This window comes from Mesorhizobium sp. B283B1A, from assembly GCF_020165735.1.
GTDB lineage: Bacteria > Pseudomonadota > Alphaproteobacteria > Rhizobiales > Rhizobiaceae > Mesorhizobium > Mesorhizobium opportunistum.
In genome coordinates this window covers 37,326-51,015 of sequence record NZ_JAIUIQ010000018.1, presented here as the reverse complement: position 1 = coordinate 51,015, position 13,690 = coordinate 37,326, and the positions used below count along the sequence as shown (strand labels likewise).

The following is a 13,690-nucleotide window of genomic DNA, read 5'->3' as shown; positions in this document are numbered from 1 at the left end:
AGACCGGCCTGATCGGTTTTCCCCGCTGGCAGGCGAAGCTTTGCGCAAAGGGGCGCGGAGGCCGGGCCAAAATGGGAGAATGACTGCTTATGCCTCAATCGCCAGTGCCGGTCTTTGAAGCGGCCGACGAGATTTCGGCTGAAGCCGCTGTCGTCGTGATCCTGCAAACGGCCAAGACAGGCTTTGGTCCACGGGCAGCGGCGCTGGATGTCGAGTTAAGCGGGATTTTGTCCCGTGCCTGCTCCGACCCGGACGCTTTGGCCGAGTCTGGCACCTGCATCGATGTGATCGCTCCCCAGACTGTATCGGCCCGGCGCGTCATCGTTCTCGCTTTGGGCAAGGCTGAGGCTTTAACCACGCTGTCACTGGCGCGCGCCGGCGGTTTGCTGGCCGCGCATCTCGAAGGCAAGAGTGAGTGCGCGGCTACCTTGCTCCTGGACCCGATCGCCGGTGTCGACCTGCCGGGCACGGACATCCTGGCGCGCGTGGCGCTCGGCATGCGGCTGCGGCGCTATCGCTTCGACATGCGCAACCAACGCCAGGGTGCCGGCGCGGATAGAACCCTGCGTGTGCAACTGGTCGGCGCAAGCGGCGCCGAGCTAGCCCCGGCGCTGGCACGGATCAACGCCATTGCCGACGGCGTCGAATATGCGCGCACGCTGGTCAATCTGCCGCCGAACCATCTCCATCCCGACAACTTCCACGATCACCTGGAGCCGCTGCGCGAAGCCGGCATCGACGTCGAGATCCTCGATACGACAAAGCTCGGGGAACTCGGCATGAATGCGATCCTGGCTGTCGGGTCAGGGTCGGTACGGCCGCCGCGCGTTGCTGTCCTGCGCTATCGCGGCAAGGGTGCTCCTGCGCAGCCCATGGCTTTCGTCGGCAAGGGCGTATGCTTCGACTCCGGCGGGCTCTGCATCAAGCGCGGCGAGCAGATGTTCGACATGAAGGCCGACATGGGTGGCGCGGCCGCTGTTGTCGGCCTGCTGATAGCGCTGGCCCGGCAAGGCAGCCCTGTGCATGCTGTCGGCATTCTGGGCATTGCCGAGAACATGCCGTCCGGCACCGCGCTGAAGCCGCGCGACATCATCACGACGGCTTCAGGACAGACCGTGGAAGTGTTCGACACGGATGCGGAAGGGCGCCTGATCCTAGCCGACTGCCTTTACTATGCGGCTTCGCGCTTCAACCCCTCGGTGATCGTCGATCTGGCGACGCTGACCTATTCGGTGATGCGCGGCCTCGGATCGATATTCGCCGGTCTGTTCAGCACCGACAATGCCATCGCCACGCAGATGATCGCGGCCGGAGAAACGGTCGGCGAGCGCTTCTGGCAGTTACCGCTCGACCGGGCCTACGATGAGGGGCTGCAGTCGCCATTCGCCGATATCCGGCACCACGCCAAGGACATGGAAGATGGCGACGCGCCCTATGCGGCGGCGTTCCTGCGCCACTTCACCGAGGATCGGCCCTGGGTGCATCTCGACATAGCCGGCAAGGAAATGGCCGACAAGGATCAACCGCTCGGCCGGGAAGGCGCCACAGCGTTCGGCGTGCAGATGCTGGAAGAATGGGTCCAGGCCAACCGCAAGGTGAACTAGGCGCCCACGGACAACGACAAGATGCCTTCAAAACGTGCAAGGAGCCGGGATGTCGTCTGAGATCAGTAGTAGGGAAGGGCGAGCCGCCTTCGGCAGCTACGAAACCTGGTATCGAATCTCCGGCGAACTGGATGCCGACAAGGCCCCAATCGTGATCCTGCACGGCGGTCCGGGTGTCGCCCACAATTATGTCGATGCCTACAAGCTTCTTGCCCGAAGAGATCGCGCCGTCATCCACTACGACCAGTTGGGTTGCGGCAATTCGACTTTGCTGCCCGAGAAGGGCGCCGACTTCTGGACGCCCCGGCTTTTCATCGACGAGCTTGAAAACCTGGTCGACCATCTCGGCATTCGCGCCGGCTTCCATGTCCTTGGCCAGAGCTGGGGCGGCATGCTGGGCGCCGAATATGCGGTGACGCGGCCGAAGGGTCTGAAGTCGCTGACCATCGCCAACTCGCCGGCTTCCATGAAGCTGTGGGTCGAAGAGGCCAACCGGTTGCGCACCGACCTGCCCGGGGATGTCCAGGAGACACTGACCCGCCACGAGCAGGCCGGCACGACGGGCGATCCCGCCTACCAGGCGGCAACGATGGTCTTCTACGAACGGCATGTCTGCCGGGTGGTGCCTTTCCCGCCCGAGGTAACCGAGACCTTCGCCCAGGTCGTGCGCAATCCGACGGTCTATCATGTGATGAACGGGCCCAACGAGTTCCATGTCATCGGAACCCTGAAGAACTGGAGCATCATCGATCGCCTGCCGGCCGTCGATGTTCCGACGCTGATCATCTCCGGACGCCATGACGAGGCGACGCCCGCGACCGTGCAGCCCTACAAGGACGGCATCAAGGGATCGCGCTGGGAGATATTCGAGCATTCCAGCCATATGCCGCATGTCGAAGAGCAGGACCTGTGCATGCGGGTGGTGGGAGACTTCCTGGACGACAACGACAACAGAGAAAAGGGGAACTAAGCATGAAGAAACTGCTTCTGGCGGCGTCAGCCGTGGCATTGCTGGCCGGCACCTGGCTGGCCCCGGCGCAGGCCGAATATCTCAAAGAGCACCGAGGCGGCACCATTCGCCTTCTAGCCCGCTCAGCGGCGGGAACGCTCGATCCGCACATCAACTACACCGACCAGGGCTGGCAGATGTACCAGCCGATCTATGACGGCCTGGTCGCCTTCCGCAAAGCCGAGGGCATGGATGGCTTCACCATCGTACCCGACCTCGCCGAGGCGCTGCCGCAGGTCAGCAATGACGGCAAGACCTTCACCTTCAAGCTGCGCAAGGGCATCAAGTTCTCCGACGGCCATGATCTCAGCGTCAAGGACGTCGTCGCCTCCTTCCAGCGCATCTTCAAGGTTTCCGGGCCGACCTCCGGTACTTTCTATGCCGGCATCGTCGGCGCCGACAAGTGCCTGGCCGACACCAAGAGCTGCACGCTGGAAGGCGGCGTTGTCGGGGATGAGGCCGCCGGCACAGTCACCCTCAACCTCACCAAGCCTGACGCCGAGATCCTCTACAAGCTCGCCTTGCCGCACGCCGTGGTGCTGCCGGCGGACACGCCCGCGGAAGACATGGGCTCCAAGCCGATTCCCAGCACCGGCGCTTACATGATCTCAGCCTTCGACCCCAACAAGGGCATGACGGTGTCGCGCAACCCCAATTTCAAGCAGTGGAGCGAGGACGCGCAGCCGGACGGCTATCCGGATCTCGTCCAATATGATTTCGGCCTGTCCGAGGAAGCGGCCGTCTCGGCGATCCAGAACAGCGAAGCAGACTGGATGTTCGATGCGCTGCCGAGCGATCGTCTCGGCGAACTTGGCAGCAAGTCCATGGACCAGCTTCACATCTCGCCGCTTTCAGCGTGGTGGTATGCGCCGCTGAACAACCGTCTCGCTCCGTTCGACAACGAAAAGGCGCGCCAGGCCGTTGCCTATGCGATCGACCGCAACACGCTGGTCAAGCTGTTCGGCGGCAAGGTGCTGGCCTCGCCGGTCTGCCAGGTCCTGCCGCCGGACTTCCCCGGCCATGAAGATTACTGCCCCTTCACCAAGAACCCTGGCGCCAAATGGTCGGCGCCCGATCTCGACAAGGCAAAGCAGCTCGTCGAGGAATCCGGCACCAAGGGCCAGAAGGTGACCATCATCGCCGAGGACACCGCCATCTCACGCTCCATCGGCGTCTATCTGCAGAGCGTGCTGACCAGCATCGGCTATGTCGCCGACGTCAAGCCGATCTCGTCCAATATCCAGTTCACCTACATCCAGAACACCAACAACAAAGTGCAGATGTCCATCACCCAGTGGTACAAGGACTATCCTGCGGCTTCGGACTTCCTGAACATCCTGTTCTCCTGCGCTTCCTTCCGTGAAGGGTCGGACGCTTCGATCAACATCGCCGGCTTCTGCGACAAGGATATCGACGCCAAGATGCAAAAGGCGCTCGATCTCGGCGTGACCGACCAGAAAGCCGCAGACAAGATGTGGGCCGAGATCGACAGGCAGGTCACGGACAAGGCGCCGGCGGTGGGCCTGTTCACGCCGAAGCGGCTTGACTTCGTCAGCAAGCGCGTGGGCAATTTCAAGTTCAACCGGCAGTTCAACTGGATGATCACCCAATCCTGGGTGCAGTGATGGCCTGGGTGCAGTAACGAACTGCGGAGAGGGGCGCGTCCGTGTCGAACCAAGTCGCTGCCATGCCGCGCAAAACGCGAGGGCCCTGGGCCGTCGCGTTTGCGAAGCTGGCAAGGAACAGGGCTGCCATGGCGTCCTTGGCCGTGTTCCTCCTTATTGTCCTGGCTTGCGTCAGTGCGCCTCTCTATGCGCACTGGGCGCAAGTCGACCCTTTCGCCTCGACGCTCGACGCCGTCATCCAGATTGACGGCGCCGACATCGCGGTGATGGAGCCGTCGACGGAGGGGCTCGGACTTGGCTACACGCCGCTCGGCCCGACCTGGCGGCTCGGCAACTACTTCCTTGGCGCCGACAGCCAGGGACGCGACGTCATGGCAAGAATGCTCTATGGCGGACTGATCTCGTTGCTGATTTCCGCCGCCGCGACCATCTTCACCTTGATCCTCGGCACGTCGGCGGGACTGATCGCCGGCTATTTCGGCGGCATCACCGATACGGTCCTGTCGCGCCTCCTGGATGTGCTGTGGGCCTTCCCGATCTATCTCCTGGCGATTTCGCTTTCCATCGTCACCATCGCGCAGGGTATTTCGATCGGGCCGATCGAGATCGAGTCGGGCAGCCTGTGGCTGCCGGTCATCATCATCGGCATCGTCTACGTGCCCTATGTGGCGCGTCCGATACGCGGGCAGGTCCTGTCGCTGCGCCGCAGCGAATTTGTCCACGCCGCGGTCAATCTGGGCGTGCCGGGATGGCGCATCCTGTGGCGCGACATCCTGCCCAACATCACCACCACGCTCATCGTCTTCGTGCCGCTGATGATGGCGCTGAACATGCTAACGGAATCGGCGCTCTCCTTCCTGTCGATCGGCGTGCAGCCGCCGGCGGCGAGCTGGGGCACCATCATCCAGGACGGACAGGCATTGCTCTATACGCGGCCGCTTGTGGCGCTGGCGCCAGGCCTAGCGATCGCCGTGTCCGTCATGGCGCTCAACGTCTTCGGTGACGGCCTGCGCGACGCGCTCGACCCACGCTCCAAGGTTCGGCTGGGGCGCGACTGATGATCTACGCCATCCTGCGCCGTTTCGGTCAGATGCTGTTCGTGATGTTCGGCATCTCGGTCATCGTCTTCCTGATCTTCTTCGCGACGCCGGGCGCCGATCCGGCGGCGCGCATCGCCGGCCGCAACGCGTCGCCCGAAGTGCTGGAGGCGGTGCGCCACAGCTTCGGCTTCGACCGGCCGCTCTACGTCCAGTACGTGACGATGATGGAGAAGATCTTCGTCACCGGCGATCTGACCTCGTTCGTCAATCGCGGCTGGAAGGTGGTGCCGGCCGTGCTGGATTCGATCCCGGTCACGCTATCGCTGGTGTTCGGCGCGGCGATCCTGTGGGTGGTGGTGTCCATCATCATCGGCATCATCGCCGCCGCCACGCGCGACAGCTGGCTGGACAAGGTTCTGATGGCGCTGGGACTGCTCGGCATTTCCATGCCGGTCTATTGGCTGGGCGAGGTGATGAACCTGATCACCCAGAGCCGTTACCACGACAGCTGGCTGTTTTCCTGGGTGCCGCCGCTCGGCTACAAGAATTTCTCGGACGATCCAAAAGGCTGGTTCCTGACGCTGGTCATTCCGTGGATCACGCTGGCCATCCTCTACATCGGCATCTACGGACGCGTGCTGCGGGCGGCGATCATCGAATCCCTGCAGGAAGACTATATCCGCACGGCCCGCGCCAAGGGCCTGTCGGAAACCCGCATCCTGCTGCGCCACGCGCTGCGCACATCGCTGATTGCCTTCGTCACCCTGTTTGGCCTCGATTTCGGCGCGCTGGTGGGTGGCTCCGCCTTGCTGACGGAGGTGGTGTTCGGGCTGCACGGCATCGGCAAGCTCACCTATGACGCGCTGCAGAATCTCGATCTGCCGATGATCATGGCAACGGTGATGTATGCGTCCATGTTCGTGGTCATCGCCAATGCGGTGGTCGATTTCGTCTACATCCTTCTCGATCCGCGCCTGAGGACGTCATGATACTGTCGGTGCGTGACCTCAGAGTATCCTTCCGGACCGATGACGGGCTGGTGCGGGCCATCGACGGCGTTTCCTTCGATCTTGGGGAAAGCGAGATTCTCGGCGTCGTCGGCGAATCCGGTTCCGGCAAGACCGTATCACTGCTGGCCGTGATGGGCCTCATCACCGACCCCAATGCCGTCATCGAGGGCTCGATCCGTTACAAGGGCCGCGAGTTGGTGGGACTGCCGGCGCGTGAACTTCGGCGCCTGCGCGGCAACGAGATCGCGATGATCTTCCAGGATCCGATGACGGCGCTGACGCCGGTCTACACGATCGGCTGGCAAATCGCCGAGCAGATCCGCGCACATCGAAACATCAGCAAATCCAAAGCGATGGAGCGCGTCGAGGAACTGCTGGCTGAGGTGAATTTTCCCAATCCGCACGAGGCGATGTCACGCTACCCGCATCAGCTCTCCGGCGGCATGCGCCAGCGGGCGGTGATTGCAATGGCGCTGTCGTGCAATCCGGCCCTGCTGGTGGCGGACGAGCCGACCACCGCGCTCGACGTGACGGTGCAGGCCGGCATTCTCGATCTCGTGCGCAAATTGCGCGCGACGCACAAGTCGGCCGTGGTCTTCATCACGCATGACATGGGCGTGGTCTCCGAACTCGCCGACCGCGTCATGGTCATGTATGCCGGCCGCGTGGTGGAACGCGGCAGCCGCATGGAGCTGTTTTCCGATCCGCGCCACCCCTATACGCGCGCGCTGCTCGGTTCGATCCCGCCGCTGACCGGTGAAAAACCGCGCCGCCTGCCGGCCATTCCCGGCTCGCCGCCGTCGCTGCTGCGCTTGCCGCAGGGCTGCGCTTTCGGTCCGCGTTGCCCCGTCCACTACGAACCCTGCGAGACCGGCAAGCCCGACCTCGGGGCTGGAGCCCACGCCGCCGCATGCTTTCGGGCGGCGCAGGCATGAGCGGATCGTTGACCGACAAGGAACCGATGACCGACAGGGAACCGATGACCGACAGGGACCAGCCAATCCTCGAGACGCGTTCGCTGGGAAAGCGCTTCTCGATCGGCACCCGGTTTTCGGCGGAAGGCAAGCGAACCGTCCATGCGGTCGACAATGTTTCGCTGACGGTTCGGCGCGGCGAGACTGTCGGGCTGGTGGGCGAATCCGGATGCGGCAAGTCCACGCTGGCGCGCTGCCTGGTAAGGCTCTACGACATCACGGACGGCACGCTTCTGTTCGAAGGTGACGACATCACCTCCAAGTCGCTCTCCGAACTCAGGCCGCTGCGGCGGCGCCTGCAAATGGTCTTCCAGGACCCGTCGGCCTCGCTCAATCCGCGCCGTCGTGTCGGCGACCTGGTGGCCGAGCCGCTGCGCATCCACGGCAAGCTTTCGTCTCGTGAGATCAGCGCGCGGGTTGCCGAACTGTTTGCCCTCGTCGGGTTGTTGCCGGATCACGTCATGCGGTTCCCGCACGAATTTTCCGGCGGGCAGCGCCAGCGTGTCGGCATTGCGCGGGCGATTGCCCTCAACCCCGATCTGGTCGTGCTGGATGAACCCGTCTCCGCGCTCGACGTGTCGGTGCAGGCGCAGATCGTCAACCTGCTTGCCGACCTGCAGGAGAAGCTCAACCTAACCTACATCTTCATCGCCCATGACCTGTCGGTGGTGCGCCAGGTGTCGACCCGCATCGCGGTCATGTATCTCGGCTCGATCGTCGAGGAAGGTCCGGCGGAAGAGGTGTTCGCAACACCTGCCCATCCCTACAGCCAGGCGCTGATCTCGGCTGTTCCCGTCGTGGAGACGACGCCCAGCGGGACGCGCAAGCGCATCATCCTGACCGGCGACGTGCCGAGCCCGCTTAAGCCACCATCCGGGTGCCGTTTCCACCCGCGATGCCCGATCGCGGCGGAGCGCTGCCGCACCGAGCGGCCGGAGTTGAGGGAATATCGACCGGGCCGAAAGGTAGCCTGCCACTTTCCGACGGTATAACCGGCCGCCCATCGGCGCGTGGACCATGGCCGGCAGTTTTTTCAAAAATTCTATCTTCAGCGTGGAACCAACCGCTAAGCCGCGCGTTTCAATCGGTTCGATCGCACGCATTGCGATCGGCCGGGAGGAACCAATGGACTACCTGCATTTCTTTTCGCCCGTGCGGATTTCGCGCGGGCAGGGGCATCCTGTAGAAGAAGTGGATAATGTCGCCGAGGCGATGGTTTTCTTGCGCAAATGGCCGACGGGCCGGCGCGGGCCTGTGTATCAGTGCGCGCTGAATTGCTGCGCGGCCGCGTTGTCGGGCCAGATGTCAGCCGAAGAAGCAAGGAAGGCGTTCACCGGCTTTGCCCGGATCACGCGGCTTCTTGACGATGACATGGCGTTGCCCGTAGCCGGCGAAAACAGGGCGGACATATACGCGCTGCGGCGTTAGGAGCCATGGCTTCACAGGCGTAGCCCTCGCGTCGTGATAGCGCGCGGGGATGCGTTGGCGCGCGGCGGCCATGTTCCCCACGTCGCGGAATAGCGATCTGGAGTTGCCAAGCGCCACGAAGCCCGACACAGATTCATCGGGCGTTCAAGGCGGCCCGGCTGAGCGTGCCATCTTCCCAGGCGGTCGGATCGGAGGGCCGACGGTTCTAAGCCGTCGAGAGCGCCATTTCGCGCTCTTGCCAATTTATAGAAGCCAATCACCACGCTTTCGAAATAAAAACGTTTGGAAATACTTATACGATTTCTACGCGGAGCATCTTTAAACCTGTTGTCGCGATCCCTACGTCATTTGCTGTAATGTCTGTCAAGGCAACACCGATGTGACATAGCTCACGACCACGCGCTTCCCCTCACTGGGGACTCGGGATGCGCGGTTATTTTCTCATCCAAAGAGCAGCCCAAACATTCGACGCCCTTAGTGCGCCGAGCATGTCGCTGCGCAATCTCCCCGCTTCATCAATCAACACCAACCGGGTGGGCCGGCGGGTGAACGAACCCGCGCGCCCATAGGAGACAGCAGATGGAAGCCCTACAATATGTCGGCCCGATGGAATGGATGGCGATCGAGATAGCCGTGCTGGCCATCGTGCTGGCAATCCTGTTCTGGTGGAGCGGCGTGGTCCGCTACATCTCAAACGACAGGCTCGGCATCTTGGAAAAACTATGGAGTTTCCGGGGCTCCGTAAGTAATGGCTTCATCGCGCTCAACCGTGAGGCCGGCTACCAGCCGGAGGTCGTGCGCGGTGGCCTGCATTTCTTCATGCCGTTCCAATATTCGATGCATCGCGCCAACCTTGTCACTATTCCGCAGGGTCAGATCGGCTATGTCTTTGCCCGTGATGGCAAGCCGCTGCCTCCGACGCAGACACTTGCTTCCAATACCGAAGCCGATGATTTCCAGGATGTGCGCGGCTTTCTCGAAAAAGGCGGACAGAAAGGACCGCAACGCAAGATCCTGCGTGAAGGCACCTATGCTATCAATCTCGCACAATTCATCGTGCTGACCGCCCAGTCGATCTATTCTGTTAATCTGAGTTCGTCGGAACAAAACCTTTTTACCAATATGTCCAGCATGATCTCGGAGCGGGGCGGCTTTGAGCCAGTCGTCATCCACAATGCCGAGGACATGATCGGCATCGTCACCATCCATGACGGTCCGGCCCTACCGGACGGCGAGATCATCGCACCGACCGTTGCCAATGATCCGAACGACCCGAACTTCCACAACAATTTTCAGGACCCGGAGAAGTTTCTCAATGCCGGTGGCTACCGTGGCCGGCAGTTGCAGGTGCTGGCCGACGGCAGCTACTTCCTCAATCGAATTTTCGCGACCGTCGAACTGGTCGAGAAGACGATCATTGATGTTGGCACGGTTGGTGTCGTCGTCTCCTATAACGGCCGCCATGGCACGGATATTTCAGGGCAGGCATACCGTCACGGCGAGCTGGTCGAAATCGGCTCACGCGGTGTCTGGTCAACGCCGCTACTGCCAGGCAAATATGCGTTCAATACCTATGCCGGCAATATCATTATCGTGCCGACCACCAACTTCGTGCTCAAATGGACGAAGGAGCAGTTTGGCGAACACAGGCTGGACGAGAACCTGTCCGAAGTGTCATTGATCACCAAGGATGCGTTCGAGCCTGTGCTGCCGCTCTCCGTCGTAGTGCATATCGACTATATGAAGGCGCCACTGGTGGTGCAGCGTTTCGGTGATATCAAGCGGCTGGTCGAACAAACGCTCGATCCGATGGTTTCTGCTTACTTCAAGAATATCGCCCAGACAAAGACGCTGATCCAGCTTTTGCAGGAGCGTAGCGATATCCAGCGCAAATCGGGCGAGGAGATGCGCGAAAAATTCAATTCCTACAGTCTCGAGCTGCAAGAAGTGTTGATTGGTACGCCCCGTGCCGCCAATGGCCAGAACAGCATAGAGCAGATCCTGATCCAGCTCCGCGAGCGCCAGATCGCGGTCGAAAAGGTCGAGACTTATAAATTGCAAGAGGCGGCGGCCATCCAGGAACGCACGTTGCGCGAGAAGGAGGCGCTCGCCGAACAGCAAGCCAAGATCACGACGTCGGCACTTACCATCGAGATCAGTGAGAACGAGGGCAAGGCGCAACTCGCCCGCACCCGCCAGCAGGCGGAAACCATTCAGGTCACCGCCAAGGCAGAGGCCGAGAAGGTGCGCCTCGGCGGCCAGGGCGAGGCTGACATGATCAAGGCTATCGCGCTTGCCAATGCCGAACGCATCAAGGCGACCGGTTTCGCGGATGCCGAGAGGGTGCGTGCCATCGGTCTGGCGGAGGCCGAGGCCACCGAGAAGAAGGTCGCAGCCTTCGGCGGCCCGGACTATCAGCTCAACTCGCAGGTTCTCATGCGCTTCGCCGAGGCGATCGAGAATGGCAGGATCCCGCTGGTGCCGCAGATCCAGATGGGCGCTACCGGTGGCGATAAGGGGGCTGCCAATGGCCTTGTGGAGATGATGCTTTCGATGCTCGTCGCCGACCGGGTTGGACCGCAAAACCTACCGGATGAGATCCCGGCACCCGTTGAGGAGGAATGATTGAGGATGGGCCGGTTGTTCCGGCCCATTTTGCGCACTGCCGAAACATGCGGCGGCGAGGCGCAGGAATCCACTCATGCCGGCCGATCCGTCCAACCACACCAGGGTGGCCCGAATCTTTGCCAACACAAGGCCAAGCCTCTTAGGCGATACGCGCGAGATCAACAGGCTCGACGATCGAGGGCCGCGATATTGCATTTCCAAGATGTCTTTGGAGCACATCGAAGGCTGCGGCCTTGGAGCGGCAAGGGGACTTGCCTACATCGCACATGTCGTCGATATGAAGGTCCATGAGTTGGCCAAAAGTTTTCAAGTGCTGAACAATCAAGAGCTTGCCATTGCCCCGATGATGGATGGGGTAGATACATAAATAGAATCAGCTATTTACGCGCCTCTGTGTGCAAAAATCGCACACGAAAGTTCTGCTTCTCTTCCTTTTTCGTTCCCACGACAGAGCCGCTGACAGTCCGATTCGGACCCTCTTTCGCCGACGAGAATTGCCGCTTCATTGCGGACGTTCGCGACGATATCCATTGGCCGTAACATCCGATCCGGCCTCCAATTCCCCTGGGTTCTTGGAAGCTTTTCCAAATTTTCTGCCTTGCGCTTCAGCCCGAATTGCGTGCGCTTATGGGAGAAATTCGGATATCAGAACCGGTTTCTGGAAGTTGGCCGCCGATGTTCGAAGCGAGGAGCTCCGACGGCTTGCGCAAAGCCCGGTGACGCAGCCGAATCCAAGAACTACTTCGAAAACGCAGCTACGCTTCCGTCAAACGTGAAAGGCTCTAGCGGGCTCTCGTTGCGAGCGGGCAAATTTGTCGCCGATGAGCTTGCAGGTCGGACAGCCCTCTCAAGGTTGCAGGTGACCGTCCGAGGTTCATCACGATTTCAGAGTGGCCCGAGGTAATTATAGATTGTCGGAAAAGCGTTACCGTGTTCCCCACATTTGGAAACGCTAGGTTTTCCACGACGCGAACGGCAGCTTTGGGCGCAAGTAGGTTATTCGCTCCCATCTTGGTGCCTCCTAAAAGCAGACGGTTGATTCGTTGGCCGACTCTTGCGGATCGGCGAAATTGTTTGCCCGCAAGCCAGGTATGTTCCGCAAACCAGCAAGACCATCAGCGTCGTGTCAAGAATATCGTGGCCGACAAGGATGCCTGTCAGGCCACCACCAATGTATACTATGACGGTGACCACAATCATGGTGGCGCCGAAGCGCTCCAACGGATCGGGATTGATACGCAGGACCCTTGTCGCATTCCATACCGCCACGGCGAAGATTGCAGCCAGTGTTAGCGCACCTGCGAGCCCGGCCTGCACCAACGCCGTCAGAAAGCCATTGTGAAAGTGGTTGAAGCCTTCGTTCGCCCCAAAGTGCTGTTTGAATCCCTGCCTTGAAAGCACCCGGCTGGCGGCCATTCCATGACCAAAAACAGGCGCTTGGCGAAAGGCGTCGAGCCCGATGTCCCACAACCCAACCCTCAACCCGAGCGGGGTGGTATAGTCGCCTTTGGTGGCGAGGGCATTCCAGTTATCGTACAGGACATGTGTGCGATCGACGATGATTGGAGACATAGTTGCCGCGATGAGCAGCATCGAGGCGCCGGCAATCACGAGCAACTGTCTCATATCTGATCGCCAGACTCTTTGGCGATTGATCACAAGGACGGCTACAACCGCGATGAGCAAGGCCACCCAAATCATTCGCGAGCCCGAGTAGATGGTCGCCACGATGCCGGCGAGCGCTGCGGCGGTGAGCGGCTTCCAGGCTTTCTCAACGCCTGACAGGACGCCCGCAAGGCACATCATCACGGCAAGGCAGGTGACCGTCGCAAACACGATCGGATTTCCGGCTCCTCCTTCTGCCCTCGGCATTCCGAACCAGTGATATTGGACGATTGCCAACACCAGCGCTCCGACGCATGCCGCCGCGCTGGCGCGCACAGCGATGCGCGCCAAGATCGCCTTGTCGGTAATGCTCCAGGTCGAATACGAGACCGGAAATAACAACAAGGTGACCAGAGGCAGGAAATGCGTGACGTCGGCGCGCAGCGTGCCGTTGAAGGTCGACGCCAGCACCTGCGCCGCACAATAGGCATAGATCGCTATGGTCATGGCAAGCATCGGCCGGTCGATGTTCAAGCGGCGGCGCCCGGAAAAGAGCAGCACCAGCGACCATAACGCGCCGCCATGAAAGACAAAGCCCACTACGGATCCGAGCACCGGTGGCGAAAAGAAGCAGGCGATCGAGAAGTAGCGGTTGACCTGTTCCGCCGTGAGCTGGCGCCGGAGCCGGAGCAATGTAAACAGGTTCAATGCCTTTGCTTCGCGATCATCGAGGTCGCGCGAGAATCGTCCGAACGATCCTCGCTTAC

At 61.2% G+C, this 13,690-nt stretch carries 11 protein-coding genes; 10 read left to right on the top strand and 1 reads right to left on the bottom strand.

What is annotated here, in order from left to right:
• The first annotated feature begins 89 nt into the window (after positions 1-89).
• The 10 genes from LB577_RS17150 (at position 90) to LB577_RS17105 (ending at position 11,685) form a co-directional block, all read left to right on the top strand.
• Positions 90-1,604 (top strand): leucyl aminopeptidase, encoded by a 1,515-nt coding sequence (locus tag LB577_RS17150; protein ID WP_224687594.1) that lies wholly within the window; start codon positions 90-92, stop codon positions 1,602-1,604.
• Positions 1,605-1,653: 49 nt separating this feature from the next.
• On the top strand, positions 1,654-2,574 hold the full coding sequence (locus tag LB577_RS17145) for a proline iminopeptidase-family hydrolase (protein ID WP_224687593.1): 921 nt from the start codon (positions 1,654-1,656) through the stop codon (positions 2,572-2,574).
• Positions 2,575-2,576: 2 nt separating this feature from the next.
• Positions 2,577-4,238 carry an ABC transporter substrate-binding protein gene (locus LB577_RS17140; protein ID WP_224687592.1) on the top strand — a complete coding sequence of 554 codons (1,662 nt, stop codon included), beginning with the start codon at positions 2,577-2,579 and terminating at the stop codon, positions 4,236-4,238.
• Positions 4,239-4,279: 41 nt separating this feature from the next.
• Positions 4,280-5,296 (top strand): ABC transporter permease, encoded by a 1,017-nt coding sequence (locus LB577_RS17135; protein WP_318013498.1) that lies wholly within the window; start codon positions 4,280-4,282, stop codon positions 5,294-5,296.
• Positions 5,296-6,267 carry an ABC transporter permease gene (locus LB577_RS17130; RefSeq protein ID WP_013895405.1) on the top strand — a complete coding sequence of 324 codons (972 nt, stop codon included), beginning with the start codon at positions 5,296-5,298 and terminating at the stop codon, positions 6,265-6,267. Before LB577_RS17135 ends, LB577_RS17130 begins: the two co-directional genes overlap by 1 nt.
• The gene (locus tag LB577_RS17125; protein ID WP_224687591.1) at positions 6,264-7,223 is read left to right on the top strand and encodes an ABC transporter ATP-binding protein; all 960 of its coding nucleotides are present in this window, start codon (positions 6,264-6,266) and stop codon (positions 7,221-7,223) included. The genes LB577_RS17130 and LB577_RS17125 overlap by 4 nt, the downstream gene beginning before the upstream one ends.
• 44 nt (positions 7,224-7,267) lie before the next feature.
• A complete protein-coding gene (locus tag LB577_RS17120; RefSeq protein WP_224687656.1) occupies positions 7,268-8,254 on the top strand; it encodes an ABC transporter ATP-binding protein in 987 nt (328 codons plus the stop codon).
• Between the two features lie 133 nt (positions 8,255-8,387).
• Entirely contained in the window at positions 8,388-8,690 is a 303-nt protein-coding gene (locus tag LB577_RS17115) for a DUF982 domain-containing protein (RefSeq protein WP_023764959.1), read from the top strand.
• 579 nt (positions 8,691-9,269) lie between these two features.
• Positions 9,270-11,315 carry an SPFH domain-containing protein gene (locus LB577_RS17110; RefSeq protein ID WP_224687590.1) on the top strand — a complete coding sequence of 682 codons (2,046 nt, stop codon included), beginning with the start codon at positions 9,270-9,272 and terminating at the stop codon, positions 11,313-11,315.
• A 76-nt stretch (positions 11,316-11,391) separates the two neighbouring features.
• Complete coding sequence (locus LB577_RS17105; RefSeq protein WP_224687589.1) at positions 11,392-11,685, top strand: hypothetical protein; 294 nt, start codon at positions 11,392-11,394, stop codon at positions 11,683-11,685.
• A 629-nt stretch (positions 11,686-12,314) separates the two neighbouring features.
• Here the strand turns inward: LB577_RS17105 and LB577_RS17100 are convergent.
• Positions 12,315-13,631 (bottom strand): O-antigen ligase family protein, encoded by a 1,317-nt coding sequence (locus tag LB577_RS17100; protein ID WP_224687588.1) that lies wholly within the window; start codon positions 13,629-13,631, stop codon positions 12,315-12,317.
• Between the last annotated feature and the right edge of the window lie 59 nt (positions 13,632-13,690).